The 15344-nt window shown below is 63.4% G+C and carries 18 protein-coding genes; 12 read left to right on the forward strand and 6 right to left on the reverse strand.

Annotated elements, in window-relative coordinates; all coding sequences use genetic code 11:
* Positions 1 to 158 precede the first annotated feature (158 nt).
* Together OEW28_RS10660 and OEW28_RS10665 are read left to right on the forward strand one after the other, a co-directional pair.
* On the forward strand, positions 159 to 2450 hold the full coding sequence (locus tag OEW28_RS10660; protein ID WP_263734741.1) for an arginine/lysine/ornithine decarboxylase: 2292 nt from the start codon (positions 159 to 161) through the stop codon (positions 2448 to 2450).
* Between the two features lie 138 nt (positions 2451 to 2588).
* Positions 2589 to 3152 carry an NADPH-dependent FMN reductase gene (locus OEW28_RS10665; RefSeq protein WP_263734742.1) on the forward strand — a complete coding sequence of 188 codons (564 nt, stop codon included), beginning with the start codon at positions 2589 to 2591 and terminating at the stop codon, positions 3150 to 3152.
* Positions 3153 to 3232: 80 nt separating this feature from the next.
* Here OEW28_RS10665 and OEW28_RS10670 read toward each other — a convergent pair whose 3' ends face one another.
* Both OEW28_RS10670 and OEW28_RS10675 read right to left on the reverse strand, forming a co-directional pair.
* A complete protein-coding gene (locus OEW28_RS10670; RefSeq protein WP_263734743.1) occupies positions 3233 to 3505 on the reverse strand; it encodes a hypothetical protein in 273 nt (90 codons plus the stop codon).
* 121 nt (positions 3506 to 3626) lie between these two features.
* On the reverse strand, positions 3627 to 6092 hold the full coding sequence (locus tag OEW28_RS10675) for an NAD-dependent epimerase/dehydratase family protein (RefSeq protein ID WP_263734744.1): 2466 nt from the start codon (positions 6090 to 6092) through the stop codon (positions 3627 to 3629).
* A gap of 140 nt (positions 6093 to 6232) precedes the next feature.
* On the opposite strand from OEW28_RS10675, the gene OEW28_RS10680 reads away from it, so the two are divergent.
* On the forward strand, positions 6233 to 6502 hold the full coding sequence (locus tag OEW28_RS10680; RefSeq protein ID WP_263734745.1) for a hypothetical protein: 270 nt from the start codon (positions 6233 to 6235) through the stop codon (positions 6500 to 6502).
* A gap of 17 nt (positions 6503 to 6519) precedes the next feature.
* On the opposite strand, the gene OEW28_RS10685 is transcribed toward OEW28_RS10680, so the two are convergent.
* Positions 6520 to 7017, reverse strand: coding sequence for a YciE/YciF ferroxidase family protein (locus tag OEW28_RS10685; protein ID WP_263734746.1), 498 nt, complete (start codon positions 7015 to 7017; stop codon positions 6520 to 6522).
* A gap of 244 nt (positions 7018 to 7261) precedes the next feature.
* Between OEW28_RS10685 and OEW28_RS10690 the strand changes: the two genes are divergently transcribed.
* From OEW28_RS10690 to OEW28_RS10715, 6 genes are all read left to right on the forward strand, one after another.
* Positions 7262 to 7876 (forward strand): BON domain-containing protein, encoded by a 615-nt coding sequence (locus OEW28_RS10690; protein WP_263734747.1) that lies wholly within the window; start codon positions 7262 to 7264, stop codon positions 7874 to 7876.
* A 174-nt stretch (positions 7877 to 8050) separates the two neighbouring features.
* Entirely contained in the window at positions 8051 to 8656 is a 606-nt protein-coding gene (locus tag OEW28_RS10695) for a BON domain-containing protein (RefSeq protein ID WP_263734748.1), read from the forward strand.
* Between the two features lie 141 nt (positions 8657 to 8797).
* Positions 8798 to 9286 carry an MgtC/SapB family protein gene (locus tag OEW28_RS10700; RefSeq protein ID WP_263734749.1) on the forward strand — a complete coding sequence of 163 codons (489 nt, stop codon included), beginning with the start codon at positions 8798 to 8800 and terminating at the stop codon, positions 9284 to 9286.
* Between the two features lie 79 nt (positions 9287 to 9365).
* Positions 9366 to 9539: a DUF1328 domain-containing protein gene (locus OEW28_RS10705; RefSeq protein ID WP_263734750.1), complete on the forward strand. Its 174-nt coding sequence runs from the start codon at positions 9366 to 9368 to the stop codon at positions 9537 to 9539.
* A gap of 128 nt (positions 9540 to 9667) precedes the next feature.
* Positions 9668 to 10876, forward strand: coding sequence for a DUF2254 domain-containing protein (locus OEW28_RS10710; protein WP_263734751.1), 1209 nt, complete (start codon positions 9668 to 9670; stop codon positions 10874 to 10876).
* Positions 10877 to 10999: 123 nt separating this feature from the next.
* Positions 11000 to 11833, forward strand: a complete 834-nt coding sequence (locus tag OEW28_RS10715; protein ID WP_263734752.1) for a PRC-barrel domain-containing protein — start codon at positions 11000 to 11002, stop codon at positions 11831 to 11833.
* 81 nt (positions 11834 to 11914) lie between these two features.
* Here OEW28_RS10715 and OEW28_RS10720 read toward each other — a convergent pair whose 3' ends face one another.
* A complete protein-coding gene (locus OEW28_RS10720; RefSeq protein WP_263734753.1) occupies positions 11915 to 13393 on the reverse strand; it encodes a sensor histidine kinase in 1479 nt (492 codons plus the stop codon).
* Between OEW28_RS10720 and OEW28_RS10725 the strand changes: the two genes are divergently transcribed.
* The 3 genes from OEW28_RS10725 to OEW28_RS10735 all read left to right on the forward strand — a co-directional run bounded on the left by OEW28_RS10725 (position 13386) and on the right by OEW28_RS10735 (position 14482).
* Positions 13386 to 13646, forward strand: coding sequence for a hypothetical protein (locus tag OEW28_RS10725; protein ID WP_263734754.1), 261 nt, complete (start codon positions 13386 to 13388; stop codon positions 13644 to 13646). The genes OEW28_RS10720 and OEW28_RS10725 overlap by 8 nt on opposite strands.
* A gap of 162 nt (positions 13647 to 13808) precedes the next feature.
* Entirely contained in the window at positions 13809 to 14036 is a 228-nt protein-coding gene (locus tag OEW28_RS10730; RefSeq protein ID WP_263734755.1) for a hypothetical protein, read from the forward strand.
* Positions 14033 to 14482, forward strand: coding sequence for a host attachment family protein (locus OEW28_RS10735; protein WP_263734756.1), 450 nt, complete (start codon positions 14033 to 14035; stop codon positions 14480 to 14482). Before OEW28_RS10730 ends, OEW28_RS10735 begins: the two co-directional genes overlap by 4 nt.
* A gap of 113 nt (positions 14483 to 14595) precedes the next feature.
* Here OEW28_RS10735 and OEW28_RS10740 read toward each other — a convergent pair whose 3' ends face one another.
* Both OEW28_RS10740 and OEW28_RS10745 read right to left on the reverse strand, forming a co-directional pair.
* Positions 14596 to 15108, reverse strand: a complete 513-nt coding sequence (locus OEW28_RS10740; protein ID WP_263734757.1) for a pyridoxamine 5'-phosphate oxidase family protein — start codon at positions 15106 to 15108, stop codon at positions 14596 to 14598.
* Positions 15109 to 15118: 10 nt separating this feature from the next.
* The gene (locus OEW28_RS10745) at positions 15119 to 15316 is read right to left on the reverse strand and encodes a CsbD family protein (protein WP_263734758.1); all 198 of its coding nucleotides are present in this window, start codon (positions 15314 to 15316) and stop codon (positions 15119 to 15121) included.
* Between the last annotated feature and the right edge of the window lie 28 nt (positions 15317 to 15344).

Here is a 15344-nt window from a genome sequence, read left to right on the forward strand (position 1 = left end):
ACGCCGGCAGCGCGTTTCTGGCCGATCCGTTCCGCTCGGTGTAACCTTGCCGAAGCCGACCCAGGGCGATGGCACAGCGCGCTTGCGGGTCTTGACGTCACCGACAGGGGCGGAAAGAAGGGGTCCAATGCCCGGACCGCGCCCCTGAGGAGAGGATTATGAAGTTCCGTTTCCCAATCGTTATCATCGACGAGGATTTTCGATCCGAGAACACCTCGGGGCTCAGCATCCGCGCCTTGGCGGAAGTCATCGAAAGCGAAGGCTTCGAGGTCCTGGGCGCGACCAGCTACGGCGACCTGTCGCAGTTCGCGCAGCAGCAAAGCCGAGCCGCCGCCTTCGTGCTTTCGATCGATGACGAAGAGTTCAGCCCGGGCCCGGACGTGGACCCGGTGATCGTGAACCTTCGCAACTTCATCGCCGAGGTGCGTCGCAAGAACGAGGACGTGCCGATCTATGTGTACGGCGAAACCAAGACCTCGCGCCACCTGCCAAACGACATCCTGCGCGAACTGCACGGCTTCATCCACATGTTCGAGGATACGCCGGAATTCGTCGCCAAGCACATCATCCGCGAGGCGAAGGGCTACCTCGAAAGCATCCAGCCGCCGTTCTTCAAGGCGCTTCTGGATTATGCCGAGGACGGGTCGTATTCGTGGCACTGCCCGGGCCACTCCGGCGGCGTGGCGTTCCTGAAAAGCCCGATCGGGCAGATGTATCACCAGTTCTACGGCGAAAACATGCTGCGGGCCGACGTCTGCAATGCGGTCGAGGAACTGGGGCAGCTCCTGGATCACAACGGCGCCATCGGCGCATCGGAGCGCAACGCCGCGCGGATATTCAACGCCGATCATTGCTTCTTCGTCACAAATGGCACTTCGACCTCGAACAAGATGGTCTGGCACCACACCGTCGCGCCGGGCGATGTCGTGATCGTCGACCGCAACTGCCACAAGTCGATCCTGCATTCGATCATCATGACAGGTGCGGTGCCTGTCTTCCTGCGGCCCACCCGGAACCATTGGGGCATCATCGGCCCCATCCCGCGCTCGGAGTTCGAGCCGGACTCGATCCGCGCGAAGATCCGCGCCAATCCTCTTTTGCAAGACACCGATCCCGACAGCGTGAAGCCGCGCATCATGACGCTGACCCAGTCGACCTATGACGGGGTGCTTTACAACACCGAAGAGATCAAGCGGCTGCTCGACGGATATGTCGACAACCTGCACTTCGACGAGGCCTGGCTGCCCCACGCGGCGTTCCATCCCTTCTACGGGACCTATCACGCGATGGGCCGCAAGAGGGGCCGCACGAAGCATTCGGTCACCTACGCCACCCAGTCGGTTCACAAGCTGCTGGCCGGAATCAGCCAGGCCAGCCATGTGCTGGTGCAGGATTCGCAGGGCACGAAGCTGGATCGGCACCTGTTCAATGAATCCTACCTGATGCACACATCGACCAGCCCGCAATATTCGATCATCGCCAGCTGCGACGTCGCGGCAGCGATGATGGAACCGCCGGGCGGAACGGCGCTGGTCGAGGAAAGCATCCTCGAAGCGCTCGATTTCAGGCGCGCGATGCGCAAGGTCGACGACGAGTTCGGCCCCGACGACTGGTGGTTCCAGGTCTGGGGTCCGCAGGAACTGGAAGATGAGGGCATCGGCCGCAACAAGGACTGGGTGCTGCGCCGGACCGACGAGGATGGCGTGCAACTCGCCGACGGCGAAGACAGCTGGCACGGCTTTGGCGACATGGCGCCGGGGTTCAACATGCTGGACCCGATCAAGGCCACGATCGTCACGCCGGGGCTCGACATCGACGGTCGCTTCGACGAGACGGGCATCCCGGCTTCGATCGTCTCGAAATACCTGACGGAACACGGCGTCGTCGTCGAAAAGACCGGGCTCTACAGCTTCTTCATCATGTTCACGATCGGCATCACCAAGGGCCGGTGGAACACGCTTCTTGCGGCGCTTCAGCAGTTCAAGGACGACTACGACCGAAATCAGCCCTTGTGGCGCGTGATGCCCGAATTCTGCGCCAAGCAGCCGCGCTATGAAAAGATGGGGCTGAAGGATTTGTGCCAGCACGTCCACACGCTTTACGCGAAGTACGACGTCGCGCGGTTGTCGACAGAGATCTACCTGGGCGACCACCGGCCCGCGATGACCCCTTCCGAAGCGTTTTCCCACATCGCGCGGCGCAAGACCGAAAGGGTGGCGATCGACGATCTGGAAGGCCGGATCACGACCAGCCTGGTCACACCCTACCCGCCCGGCATTCCGCTGCTGATCCCGGGCGAGGTCTTCAACGCCAAGATCGTCGACTACCTGCGCTTCAACCGCGAATTCGCGCGTGAATGCCCGGGGTTCGAAACCGACATCCACGGCCTGGTGCAGGAAATCGGGGAAAACGGACAGCCGCAACACTTTGCCGATTGCGTCGCCGAGTAAGCAAGGAAAGACAGGCAGGGGCCGTCCAATCCCCTGCCCCGGAAGGGGCGGTTTGGATGCGCGCGGGAACTCCGGCCCCGCCTGATCCGTTCAGAAAGGGAACAGACACAATCCAAGGTTAAGGGCATGGAAGAACGAATGACGCGTATCCTGGGCATATCCGGCAGCCTCAGGGAACTGTCCTTCAACGCCGGGCTACTTCGCGCCGCGGTCGCGCTGGCGCCCGCGGGCGTGGTGCTGGATGCGCGGTCGATCAAGGGCGTCCCGCTTTACAACGCCGACGACGAGGAACGCGACGGCGTGCCAGCGACCGTCGCGCAGTTGAAAGAGGCCTTGAAGGCCGCGGACGGGCTCTTGCTCGTGACGCCGGAGTACAACAACGGCGTGCCAGGCGTCTTCAAGAATGCCATCGACTGGATGAGCCGGCCGCCGGGCGGCTTGGACATCTTCAGAGGCAAGCCCGTCGCGATGATCGGCGCCTCGTCGGGCGGTTTCGGAACGATCCTTTCGCAGGCGCACTGGTTGCCGGTTCTGCGGACCCTGCGGATGCGCCCGTGGTTCGAGGGTCGCCTGATGGTTTCGCGCGCCGAAAAGCTGTGCGATGCGGACAGCAACCTGACCGATGAGGCAACGCGCGAGAAGCTCGCTGACTTCCTGGAAGGGTTCGTCGAGTTCGTTCGGCACGAGACGCCCGAATCCTGATCTGCCCGAATCCTGATCTGCCCGAATCCTGATCTGCCCGAATCCTGATCTACCCGAATCCTGATCTGGTTACGCTTGGCTCAAAGCGTGTCATCCGCTTCCGTCTTGTCTGAGATCTGACGGTGCAGGATCCGCTTGATCTCGGTGACAAGATGTTCCCGGTCCGGATCGGGATCTTCGTTCTGCTCGTTCGTCAGACGGGTGAGCACCTGTTTTAGCCAAGCCTTGCGCCGTTCGGCCGAATAGCCTTCGTCGGCCAGCACATCCAGAAGCTCGTTGCGAGAGATCCGGTCTCCTTCCTCGGGCGCGCGCAGCGCCGGGGGGGAATTTGGGGGCGATTTGAGTTTGGACATTGCGTTCTCCTTTCCGCGACATCTTTTCGGCACGAAACACGATCCAGGCGCCTTGCAGGCCAGGCGCGCCGGGGTAGCGACCGATGGGCCCGCAAAGGGGAACCTGGCCCCCTTTGACCCTCTACCTTATGAACCTGTCCCACGTCCCGAAGCTGCCGTGGACCGGCCCGCGCCGAACGCTCAGCCCGATCAGCGCGAGGCCGCAAAGGACCGAGAAGGCAAGTCCCGTCATCGATGCGCCGGCGACAAGCGGCGCGAACAGAAGCACGATTCCCATGAGCATGTTCAGGAACCTGGCAAGCCGCACGACCGGGGCAAGCGCTGCAACCGAAACCGTCACGACCAAGGCGCCGACGATGTGGTTTGTCGCGGCGACCCCGCCCGCATCCCAGCCAAGACCGATCGGCGAAAGCATCAGCATCACGCCGATCGCCATTGAGACGAGCAGGGTCCAAGAGAAGGTCAGCCCCCCCGTCAGCATGTCGGCAAGGATCGCGCGCGGCGAGCGCTCGAAGTCCTCCTTGGTCGCGTCGTCGTCGCCTTCGTCGGTATCGCCGGAGAAGAAGACGCGCAGCCAAGGTTGGCCCACCTTGTGCCGGCGACGAAGGAACTGGTAGGTCGCGGCCAGTTCGTCGAGCGAGTAGGGAATCTGCCAGACCATCGCGAGCGCCGCCAACAGCGCCAGGGTCGAATAGGTTCCGATGACGATCGGCTGGATCACGATGAAGAAGATCGACACCGCGCCAAGCGGCACGATCAGCAGTCCGAACAGGACGACAAGCCAAGGCATGGTCCGCCAGCGCCGGGCCGACCCTACTGCGCCGACCAGGATCTCAAGGGCGTAGGTCAAGCCGCCAAGACCGGCATCGGGCACCGGCCAGCTTCTGGACACGTCCGAGGTGATGATCTGCTCGGTACCGTTTCTGTCGGGCAGCGTGCCTGCAAAGAATGGCTCCCACACGGCATCGATGGTGCCAAGCTGGTAGGCCGCGAGATAGCGAGACACCAGAAGGCCCACGAGGGCCAGCATGATCACAGGCAGTCTCTGGAACCAGTCGGATGGCGAATAATGCCACCCTTTGGGGATCGTGGGCCCGGTTTGTGCGGCAACGGGCGCGACGCCGGGCGGCGGCGGCAGGCACAGGGCGAAGGCACAGGCCAGCATCCCCACCAGCGTGCCGTTCAGGTAGCCGGCGCCGCTTGGCGTCCAGAACACGAGCGGCGCGAACATGATCCAGCAGGCGATGGTTGCGGTGGCGAACCGAGCCCAGACAAGCCGCCAGGACAGCGACAGAAGCCCAAGGACAAATAGCGCCAGACCCGATATCAGGTTGCTGACCGCCAGCCCCCCACCATAGCCAAGAAGCGGCCCCGCGGTCATCATCCAGACGCCAAGCCCGGCATTGGTCCAGGCGCCCCAGATATTGTCACGATGAAGCCTGCGGTATTCGACCTCGTGGCGCGCCCTCAGCGCTTCGGCATCGTCGACGCGCGCATCGGCCGCCTCAAGCCAGGGCGGCGGCGTGATGCCGTTGTCGCGATACCAGGCAAGCGGATCGGACTTCAACGCCTTGACCAGCTTCGGCAGGTGGCTTTCGATCCGGTGGCGTGGCACCCAGTCCAGAAGCCTTTCGGCCTTCGATATGTCCAGCGCGTAGTGATCGCTTGCCATGTCGATCATGAAGGGCCGGATGAAAGGCTTTTCGCCCTGGTCCAGCGCGTCGGGCACGATCGGCTCGGCCCGCGCCTCAAGCGCCGCGCCAAGCCTCGCGACCGGCGCGGGCAGGACCACCGTCCGCCAACCCGCCTCGCCGTGGATCAGCGTGCCGATACGGTCCTGAAGCACGCCGTAGCCTAGCGTATCCGGCTCTCCTCCAAGGATCACTTCGCCGCCATCCAGGTCACCTCGCCGGTCGACGACCCTTCGGAAAAGGTCCAGCATGTCGTCGATGTGGATCAAGGACTGACCGGCTTTCAGGTCGCCCGAGAAAACATGGCTCTTGAAGTCGCGCTCGTAGATGCGTGCGATCTGGTGCGACAGGGTCGGAACCGCGGTCCGGTCGTCGTAAAGCCCCGCGAGGTGAAGAAAGACGGTATTCATGCCCTTCGCCTTCTGGCGGATCACCTCCTCGGTTCGTGCCTTGGATTTCGGATAGGCCCAGCCGGGCGCAAGGGGCGTGTCTTCATTGATCCGTTCCCCCGGCGCGCCCGGAGCGTGGACCAGCATCGTGCCAGAGTAGACGAACTGCTCGACATTGGCCTGCTTGAGCGCGGCCAGCAGATTGCTTGTGCCCTGAACATTCACCGCATCGTATTGGGGGCGTTCTTCGCCGCTGAAATCGAAATAGGCGGCAAGGTGTATAACCGAAGCGATGTCGCGTCCGACGTCATCGACGACGGCGGCAATCGCCTGATCCGACGAGCCGGGTTCGGTAAGATCGCAACCGAACATGTCCTTGCCCTTGGCAGAGCCTGGAAGGTCAAGGCCGATGACCCTGTAGGCGTCGGACAGGCGCCGGGTCAGCCGCCTGCCTATTCGCCCCGCCGCACCCGTGATGAGGACGACAGGCTTGTGGTCTTTCTTCATCGCCGATCCAGTCCTTGAGCGAACCTGTCTTTGCGAGGGGTCAACGCGGAAACGGCCAAATCGTTTCAACAGTGGCGGCGCAACGCGGAACAAGGCCCGCGGCTTGGACGTTCCGACGCCAGTGACCTTGGGGGATTGCCATGACCATCAGCGAAGTTGATGCCGAAAGACTTGAAGCCCGACTTGACGCACATCGCGAAGTGCTTGCCCTGCTTGTCGCCTATGCCGGCGACGGATCGAAGGAACTTACGGAGCGGCTCAGCCGACGCGATGCGACGCCCGCGCATCATGCCGAGGATCCCGGCGCGGTGCCCGATCGGGCCTTCGCGATCGAGGCTGCGTTCGAGCAGGAACTGCACATGATCGCAAAACAGATCGCGCGGATCCGCGAAGCGTCGGGCAAAGGGTAAGCTAGGGAAAGCGGCGATCAGGCCCTGCGGTTAAGACGCTCCTCTGACGCCTTGGTAAACATCTCGGCCTCCATCTGCTCTTCGTCCAGCGTCTGTTCAAGCAGGTCAACGCAGTCTTCGCGGGCAAGTTCCTTGGCCCAGGCAAGCAGCGTGGAATAGCGCGCGATCTCGTAGGATTTGGCGGTCTTCATCACAGCGACCAGCGCCGCGTCGCGCAGGTCGTCCTCCGCCTCGTCGGGAACGACCCGCTGCATTTCGCCGACGATTTCGTCCATCGCCGCGCAGGTGCCCTGCGAGGGCGTTTCACCAATCATTTCGTAGATGCGTTGGAGCCGTTCGATCTGCCCCTTCACTTCCTGCAACTGCGTTCGAAGCCCCTGCTCCAGAGGGCCGGCGGACGCCCGTTCGGCCAACTGCGGCAAGGCTTCGGCAAGCCTGTGCTCGGCATGATAGATGGAGTTCAGCCAATGCAGGAACAGGCCCTCCATTGTCGCTTTCTCAGCCGCAGCAGCCATCCGGTTTTCCTTTCAGTGGTTTTCGTGCGCTGACCGCTTCGCCCGGCGCGGGCACACTCGGGACGGAAGCGTCGCCACTTGTGCAACGCAAAGGCAAAGCCTTGAGTTCCGGTGCGCAGGGCCCGCTGGTTCACCTTGTGCCGGGGCCAGGGGCGGCAGGCGGGCAAGGAACCAGCCGTGACCTGCGCGGTTTGTCCAATGTCAGCAAAGCACATCCACGACGGCAACCGGAAGGGAGCATCCGATGACAAGATACCGAACCGATCCTCTTTACGACATTGAAGCCTCCCGCCACCGCCATCGCAATGAGCGCGCCTTCGACCGGGAGCGTGAGATGCGCGGTTCCTGGAAGGAGCCGCCTTTTGAGCGCGAACCCACGATCGACGAGATGCGCATGTCGCGGGAGCCGTGGCCATATTCACCCTACGCCACCGCGCCGGTGCCCGGCACGCCGGGCTGGCACCCTCCGCATCTGGAGGGATACTACTCGGATGACCATGACCCGTCGGTCCCGGAATGGAATTGGCGCGAGCGGGACCTTCGCGACCGGATATCGGACGAAATCGCGACGTGGTTCGGCGACCCGGATGCCGCGCGCCGGCGCAAGGCGGATTATACCGGCGTGGGCCCCAGAAACTATCAGCGCCCCGACAGCAGGATCAATGATGACCTGCATGATCGCCTGACCGACGACCCGATCGTCGATGCATCCGAGATCACGGTGAAGGTGCTGGACGGCGAAGTGACCCTTGACGGCGAAGTCGACACCCTGCCCGAGAAACGCCGCGCCGAGGACTGCGCGGACCACGTCAGGGGCGTCGGCCACGTGCAGAACAACCTGCGCGTGCGCAACCGATGACCCCTGCCGCTGGCAGAGATCCAGACAGCCGATGGTCGGAGGCCGCATAGGCCGCCGAGGGTCGCCGCAGCCGCAATGGCGCCCGACGGAAACGGCCCGGCTCGGGGAACTTCGCGCGCTGTCCAGTCGTTTTGGATCTGCAATCCGATCGGGATCGCAGAAGGGAGGGCGACCATGGCCCAGGACAGAAAACGCGGGCGCGAGGGCGCCGGCACCCGCCCCGAAGACCGCGACCCGGCCCGCTGGAGGCAGGAAGCCCTTCGCCAGCAGACCATACGGCACCAGATGGAGTCCCGCGGCGTTTGGGGCAGCACGTCCCATCCCCGCGCGCCGGAAACCCACGGAAATCGGCAGGCCGATCAGCCCCTGTATCGGATGGCTGGCGACTTCGCGGGGCCGTTCTACGGCGCGCCCTACAGCGATGAGGAAACCGGCGCTTCCAGCGGTTTCCGTCAACGCAGACCACGCGGTCGGCTTCAATCGGGTTGGAAGACCTTGGGCGGCGACCTGGAGCAGGAAGATCACACCGGCAAGGGTCCAAGGGGATATGTGCGATCGGACGATCGGATCCGCGAGGATGTGAACGAAAACCTGACAGCGGATCCTGATCTTGACGCGACGGATGTCGCGGTATCGGTCGCCGAGGGCGAAGTGACGCTGGAAGGCGAGGTCGACTCGAAATTCGCCAAGCGCTGCGCCGAGGATTGTGCGGACTCGGTCGCCGGCGTGCGTCACGTGCAGAACAACCTGCGCGCGAGGTTGTCGACACCCCGCGGCTGACGCGGGTCGCATCGAGCTGCCGCAATCCGAAGGGGCCGAAAAGCAGGCCCCGCGCCGCCGACGCGGCATGAAGCCCGGACCACAGGCTCACCTGCTGTCCGCACGGGGGGCCTTGCCGCGAAGCTGAGAGGTGCAAGAACCATGCAAGGCTTTCTTGATGCGGCCATGGCCGAGTTTCTGGGAACGCCCCACGTCCCCTTGTCGATCATGCTGCCCCGCATCATCGGCAGCGTCATCCTGACGGGACTGATCGGATTCGAGCGCGAGACGCGCGACCGCCCCGCGGGGCTCAGGACACATATGCTGGTGGGCCTTGCGGCCGCCTGTTACTGCATCACCGCGCTGGACCTGATCGCCCGTGGCTACGAAGCCGACGTGAGCCTGGATCCGCTTCGGCTTGTCAACGCGGTGACGGGCGGCGTGGCGTTCCTGGCAGCCGGACTCATTGTGTTTGCGCGCGGCGAGATTCGCGGCCTCACGACGGGGGCGAGCCTGTGGCTGGCCGCGTCCGTCGGGCTAGCGGTAGGACTGGGTCAATGGATCCTGGCGCTGTCCGTGACGGCGCTGAGCCTGTTCATCGTCCGCGTTCTTGGCGCGGCAGAGGCGAGGATGAAATCGAAAGGCGACTGAGGGGGAACCCTCTTTGGCACTCGCGCGTTCAGGAGGTCGAAGATTTGACTTTGTAGCAGACCACAAAGGAGACATACTCATGCTTGGATGGGCTATCGCATTTCTCGTTATCGCATTGATCGCCGCGGCACTCGGCTTCGGGGGTATCGCTGGCGCCTCGGCCGGCATCGCGAAGATCCTGTTCGTGATCTTCCTGGTGCTTTTCATAGCCGCGATGATTGTCCGCGCCCTTCGTGGCCGGCCACCGATGTAAGGCAGGCGTCATCAGGCGCGACACTGCGCTCGCGCCTTGGAACGCACTGGGCGAGAGGATGGCGGCGTGCGCAGATCGGTTGAACCGGGCCCCGGAAGATGAGGTGGTCAAGCCCTTTTTCCGCTCTGATGACGGTACCCGCGACCATTGCGTTGGCCATAGCGGCCACCGCGTTGCCGGCATCACTGATCGATCATCTCGTTGGCGAAACGGGTTGGTCCGGCCGCCTGGGCCACGATGAGGCGCGACAGATCTTTGTCGTCGTGGCGACCGCCGCCATGACTGCGCTGTCGCTGACCTATTCGTTGACGCTCGTGGTCTTCACGCTTGCGGCCTCTTCCATCGGGCCGCGCCTTCTCAAGCGCTTCACGACCGAGCGCGTGAACCAGGTTACGGCCGGACTTCTGGGCGGCACCTTCATCTACGCGCTCGTCGCGCTTGCACTGACCGGCTATCATCCACCGCGTGCATCGGCGATCGGCGCCGTCATTCTGGCTGTCGCCTCGGTCGTCCAGCTGATCTGGTTCGTGCGCAACGTCGCGCAATCGGTGTCCGTCGACGACGAGATCGCCGCGATCACAGGCCGGCTGACAGAGGACATGATGCGATTGCAGAAGCATCGCGTCTCTGACGTGGAACTGCCGCCTGACACCGCCTTCTGGCCCGCTGCCGCCGCCACTGATGCGGGCTACGTGGCGGGCTTCGACCGCCAAGCGCTGTGCGCCCTGGCAGCGCGCGCCGATGTTGTCCTCCGGACCGAACTGATGGCCGGCGAATTCGTCCTTGCGGGAAGAAATATTCTAAGCGTCTGCGGCCCCATGGAAGACCACGAACTGGCCGAGCTGAGGGGCCTGGTGCAGATCGAGGCGGCAAGATCAGATTCGAGAACAGTCCATTTCTCGATCAATCTTCTTGTCGAGGTCGCGCTCAGAGCCCTGTCGCCGGGTGTCAACGATACGTTCACCGCCATTGCCGTCACGGACAAGCTGTCGGGCGCGATGGCCGATCTGGCGGGTCTGGAAGCCGGCCCCGAAGTGATCTTCGACAAGTCCGGCAAGCCGCGCGTGGTGGTCCTGGGGTCGGAACTGCCGGTTCTCGTCGACCAGGCCTTTCGGCCGCTGCGGGTCGCGGCAGCGGAAAACGTGCTGATGTCACGGGGGCTTGCCCGCGCCTTCACGCGGCTTTACGAGGCCGGCGGGCCGACCATCCAGCAGACCATCCTGACCCATTCCAGGCTATTGCTGGAAGAATTGCGCAAGTCCCGCCTTCCCGCGCCGGACGTCGATGCCATCGAGCAGCTTCTTCCCACGTGGCGCGACGGCCAGCGGTCGGACTGACGCCCGCTTCGCCCTTCTCTGCCCCTTGATTCCGCTTCCCTCGGCGGAACCCCGACCGGGGTGAGCGGGTTTCCTTGTTGCATACCCACCCACAAGGATTCCGATCCGAAGGAGGTCAACGAGATGAAGAAGCTGCTTATCACAACCGTGATCCTGGCCGCGACGGGTTACCCGGCGCTGGCGCAGGAAAACACCGACATGTTCCGGGCCGAGGCCGATCCGATGGCCTTCAATGCCTCGGACTTCATCGGCATGAGAGTCTACCGGGTCGACGATCCGGCAGAGACAACCACTTACATGGGCATCCAGGATGGCTGGGATGACATCGGCGAAATCGAGGACATCGTCATCAGCCGCGACGGATCGGTCGACGCGGTGCTGGTCGACATCGGCGGATTTCTTGGCATGGGCGAAAATCGCGTCGCGTTGTCGATGGATGCGATCCGTTTCGCCTCTGACACCGCCACCGCAGACGATGACTCGGACTTCTTCCTGGTCCTGAACGTACCCCGCGAGACGCTTCAACAGGCACCGACCTATACCGAGTCGCGCATGATGGAGCAGGCCGAAGCAATGCCCGAGCCGACCGGAATGGCGACGGATACGGCCGCGTCCGGCGATCAGACCATGAGCGACGACCGGCTGATGCCGACCGTGCGCGAAGGCTTTGTCGCCCTTGAAGCAGAAGACCTGACGGCGGAACGCCTGACGGGCGCGCCCGCCTACGACACCGAGGATAAGTGGGTCGGCGAAGTGTCCGAAATCCTTCTGTCCGATGAAGGTCGGGTCAGGTCGGTCATCGTCGACGTCGGCGGCTTCCTTGGCATCGGCGAAAAGCCGGTCGAGCTCCAGCTGAGCAGCGTCGACATTCTGCGTTCCGACGATGGCAGCGAGGTGCGCGTGTACATCGCGCTGACCAAGGAACAGATGGAGGCGATCCCGAAATACGAAGGCTGACCCGGCCACACCGACAACATGAAGAAGGCCCACCCGTCTGGGGTGGGCCTTTGACCGAAAGCTACTGCCCCGGAATAGACGTCAACCCTTGCCCGGTTCTTCCGAAGCCTCGAGCGCGATCGAAAAGTCGACGTTCACGCAGTGGCCCTGGCCGGCTTCGTGCGTGATGGTTCCGCCGATCTGGCCAACGAAGGCCCGGACAAGCTGCAAGCCGAGGTTTTCCGTGTTGGTGTCGGGGTTCACTCCGGGGCCGTCGTCACGGATCCTAAGGCGAAGCCGGCCTTGCCCCATGCGCGAAAGGCTGACCTCCAGATGGCTGCCGCGGCCGTCGCCAAGCGCATGTTTGAAGGCGTTCGACACGATTTCGTTCGTCAGCATCCCCAACTGCATCGCCCGGTCTCCCGACAGGTCCACGTCGGCAATGTCGACATGCACATCGACATCTTGCGAATAGGACTTTGCGACGTTCCGGACCAGGCGCGTCAGGTACGGTCGGGCGGCGATCGAACTCTGCGAGCCGGTTGAGTACATGTCCTCATGCACCGCGACCATCGCCGAGATGCGACCAAGCAGGTCGGCCTCGGCCTCGGGCGGCAAACGCTCAAGCCGGATCAGCGACATGACCGTCTGAAGGTTGTTCTTCACCCGGTGGACGATTTCGGCCATCAGCGCGTCCGCCCTCTCGTTCGCCTGAACCAGGGCGCGCTCTCTTCTTTCATCGCGCGCCCGAAGGCCGAACAGGCCCACAAGCGCCGCGCTCAGGCCGATGATGAGCGGCGCGGCAAAGATCAGCGCGATCTCCAGGTCGCGACCGAACTCGCGATAGACGGTTCCCCGGCTCACCCCGACGACCGCTATCACCGGCCATTCTTCCATCTTGCGGTAGCCAAGGATCAGATCTCCCTGCGCGTCCGCGCCGTCTGGGTCCCGATCGGCATCGGCTCCCTGCACCAGACGCAGGCGAATGGCGGTGTCGAAATCATCCGCGCCTTCGGCGACGGGCCACCGGGCAATGATTGACCCATCGAGTCGGGTCAGCGCCAGACCGGATGGCGGCCCAAGATCAAGGCTTTCGGCAATGTCGGCCAAGGTGCTGACCGGCACCGCGATCGTCGTCGCGCCGGCGAACCGCCCGCCGTCGTCGATGCGGCGTGCCAGAACAAAGACCTCTTCGCCCGACACGCGCTCGGTGATCGAAGAAGATATGGAAAGCGCGCTTCCGCCCTGTACGCCTTGAAAATAGCTGCGGTCGCTGACGTCGATCTGGCCGGCATCACGGAAGCTGGAACGGACAAGACGGCCGAAGGCATCGTAGAGAGCATACTGGAAGCCATCAGGAAGCCCGCCCACCTCTTCGCTCAGAGTGACGTCGGGCACCGGGCCCTGACTGCGGGAATCGACAGCGGTTTCGATCCTTTGCAGCGCCTGGACGCCCGCGTGGAACATCCAGGAAAACTGCGAGGCCGCCGCCGCCGCCGTCCTTTCAACCCGGGCCTCGGTTGCGCTGCGCGAGGATTGCAGATGCAGATAGCCGACAAGGCCTACCAGAACGATGATCATGGACAGCAGCAAGCCGACGCCAATCCGAATGACGCGATTCGTGCGATGCAAGATCGCTTCTGCCCCGACACTGTCCAGCATCTCTGGCAACCCGAACGCCCCCCACACCTGCAAAACTTATCAATACGATAACCGTTTCATCATAGGTACAGCGATCTGCGCCACCACGAAACCCGGGGTCATCGCCCGACTGGGCGAATGCTCAGTTTCCCGCTCAATGGCGCCGGGCGCCCGCGATATTGCCGACCGGTGACCGATCGAAAGGCGAATCAGCCTGATAGAAAACCGCGATCATCTGAGTATACACCCAAGGCCCGGCCGGAAGGCAGGAACAACTGGGCGTCTGCCGCGTTTCCAAAAGGACGCCGACACCAATGCGGCGCGTCCAGTTCACCACCGTGGAAAAGGAGCGACCATGAGCAATCCGGACAAAACTCCTTCACGCAAGGGCAAGGAAGACAACCGAGACACGACAAGCCTGCCGGGCGCCAAGGGCTCGATTTCCGGGCAGGGCCGCGAAGGCGGTCGCTACGCCCGCGACATCGGCTCGCGCGATGAGTTGAAGCGCGCGACGGAACGGCCGGCGGGCACGACCCGGATCCGCAAGAGCGACAAGACCGGCGGAAGCCAGGAGGAATCATGACGGGACTGAAGACAGGAACCTGGGTGCTGGTCGCCGACGGACAGAAGGCGTTGTTCCTGGAAAACGTGGGCGACGAACAGGCGATGCACCTGAAAGTCGTGCGCAAGGAAAAGCAGGACAATCCCGCGACGTCCGAACAGGGCACGGACCGTCCTGGCCGCATGAACGACGGCCCCTCGGTCCACCGTTCGGCGCTGTCGGATGCCGACTGGCACCAGCTGCAGAAGGAGCGCTTCGCGCAGGACCTGGCGGACTTGCTCTATGAAAGGGCGCACGCCAATCGCTTTGACACCATCGTGCTGGTCGCGGCGCCGGAAATCCTTGGCGCGCTGCGTTCCAATCTCCACAAGGCGGTTCGCGATCGCGTGATCGGCGAGATCGCGAAGACCCTGACGCCGCAGCCTCTGGACGAGATCGAAAGGCGCCTGAGCGCCGAGTTGGGGTGACGCCCGCCCTGGGCGACTTGAACCTGGGCGATTTGAACCGGCACGCGCGCATATGAAAGGGGCAGCATCCGCTGCCCCTTAAAATTCGTGCGCGAACGTCAGGCTGTCCGCGATCACCCGGTCGCGTCGAAGCGCAGAACCAGGTGCTCGCCAACGTCCGGAGTATGCTCGGCATCTATGTTCGCGCGCGCGACCTCGAGCCCGAAGATGAACGTATTCTGGGTCGCAGTCCAGACGGCCGCCTCTTGCAAGGCGAGCCTGAGCAGCGACACGTCCGGGTCGTCCCGCCCCCCCTTGAACCATGCAGCCGTTGGGGCCGACCACAGCTCATCCAGCTTCTTGCGGTCATCGCTTTGTTCCAATGTGCCTGTCAGGCAGGCATAGAACTCTCCGTTCGGCGTCACCACGCAGTGATGCGCGCGCGTGCCCTGCCCGATGTCGCGGACAAGATCCGTCTGCGCGGACGAGATGAACCAGACCTCGGCCTTGTCCCTGTCCGCGAAATGGACCATCGGCTGCAAGGCATGTTCCGATCCGACGATGCCAAGCATGCCGGTCCGTTGATCCTCCATGACGTCGAACAGGGTGGCACGGGGATCGTCGCGCACCTTCTCTCTCAGGGTCATGTCAATTACCTCAAAGCGAGCGCGACCATTCGTCGACTTCGCGCTCGACCTCGTCACGGGCGCGCCCGTAGCGTTCCTGGATGAGCCCCACGATTTCTTCGCGGCTACCTTCGATGCGCTGCCAGTCGTCGTCGGTTATGTCGCCCCATTTCTCCCTGGCCTTGCCTTTCAGCTGCTTCCAGTTCCCTTTGATCGTGTCCCAGTTCATGCTTCCTCCTTTCGAACGGACCACCCGT

This window comes from Albidovulum marisflavi, assembly GCF_025751435.1.
Taxonomy (GTDB): Bacteria; Pseudomonadota; Alphaproteobacteria; order Rhodobacterales; family Rhodobacteraceae; genus Albidovulum; species Albidovulum marisflavi.

What these genes read in the sequence shown, in the direction of transcription:
- OEW28_RS10670 (WP_263734743.1), bottom strand. Translation starts at nt 3,505, where the DNA reads ATGTCCAAACTCAAATCGCCCCCAAATTCCCCCCCGGCGCTGCGCGCG.
- OEW28_RS10745 (WP_263734758.1), bottom strand. Translation starts at nt 15,316, where the DNA reads ATGAACTGGGACACGATCAAAGGGAACTGGAAGCAGCTGAAAGGCAAG.
- OEW28_RS10660 (WP_263734741.1), top strand. Translation starts at nt 159, where the DNA reads ATGAAGTTCCGTTTCCCAATCGTTATCATCGACGAGGATTTTCGATCC.
- OEW28_RS10705 (WP_263734750.1), top strand. Translation starts at nt 9,366, where the DNA reads ATGCTTGGATGGGCTATCGCATTTCTCGTTATCGCATTGATCGCCGCG.
- OEW28_RS10740 (WP_263734757.1), bottom strand. Translation starts at nt 15,108, where the DNA reads ATGACCCTGAGAGAGAAGGTGCGCGACGATCCCCGTGCCACCCTGTTC.
- OEW28_RS10735 (WP_263734756.1), top strand. Translation starts at nt 14,033, where the DNA reads ATGACGGGACTGAAGACAGGAACCTGGGTGCTGGTCGCCGACGGACAG.
- OEW28_RS10720 (WP_263734753.1), bottom strand. Translation starts at nt 13,393, where the DNA reads ATGATCATCGTTCTGGTAGGCCTTGTCGGCTATCTGCATCTGCAATCC.
- OEW28_RS10700 (WP_263734749.1), top strand. Translation starts at nt 8,798, where the DNA reads ATGCAAGGCTTTCTTGATGCGGCCATGGCCGAGTTTCTGGGAACGCCC.
- OEW28_RS10665 (WP_263734742.1), top strand. Translation starts at nt 2,589, where the DNA reads ATGACGCGTATCCTGGGCATATCCGGCAGCCTCAGGGAACTGTCCTTC.
- OEW28_RS10690 (WP_263734747.1), top strand. Translation starts at nt 7,262, where the DNA reads ATGACAAGATACCGAACCGATCCTCTTTACGACATTGAAGCCTCCCGC.
- OEW28_RS10675 (WP_263734744.1), bottom strand. Translation starts at nt 6,092, where the DNA reads ATGAAGAAAGACCACAAGCCTGTCGTCCTCATCACGGGTGCGGCGGGG.
- OEW28_RS10695 (WP_263734748.1), top strand. Translation starts at nt 8,051, where the DNA reads ATGGCCCAGGACAGAAAACGCGGGCGCGAGGGCGCCGGCACCCGCCCC.
- OEW28_RS10715 (WP_263734752.1), top strand. Translation starts at nt 11,000, where the DNA reads ATGAAGAAGCTGCTTATCACAACCGTGATCCTGGCCGCGACGGGTTAC.
- OEW28_RS10680 (WP_263734745.1), top strand. Translation starts at nt 6,233, where the DNA reads ATGACCATCAGCGAAGTTGATGCCGAAAGACTTGAAGCCCGACTTGAC.
- OEW28_RS10710 (WP_263734751.1), top strand. Translation starts at nt 9,668, where the DNA reads ATGACGGTACCCGCGACCATTGCGTTGGCCATAGCGGCCACCGCGTTG.
- OEW28_RS10725 (WP_263734754.1), top strand. Translation starts at nt 13,386, where the DNA reads ATGATCATGGACAGCAGCAAGCCGACGCCAATCCGAATGACGCGATTC.
- OEW28_RS10685 (WP_263734746.1), bottom strand. Translation starts at nt 7,017, where the DNA reads ATGGCTGCTGCGGCTGAGAAAGCGACAATGGAGGGCCTGTTCCTGCAT.
- OEW28_RS10730 (WP_263734755.1), top strand. Translation starts at nt 13,809, where the DNA reads ATGAGCAATCCGGACAAAACTCCTTCACGCAAGGGCAAGGAAGACAAC.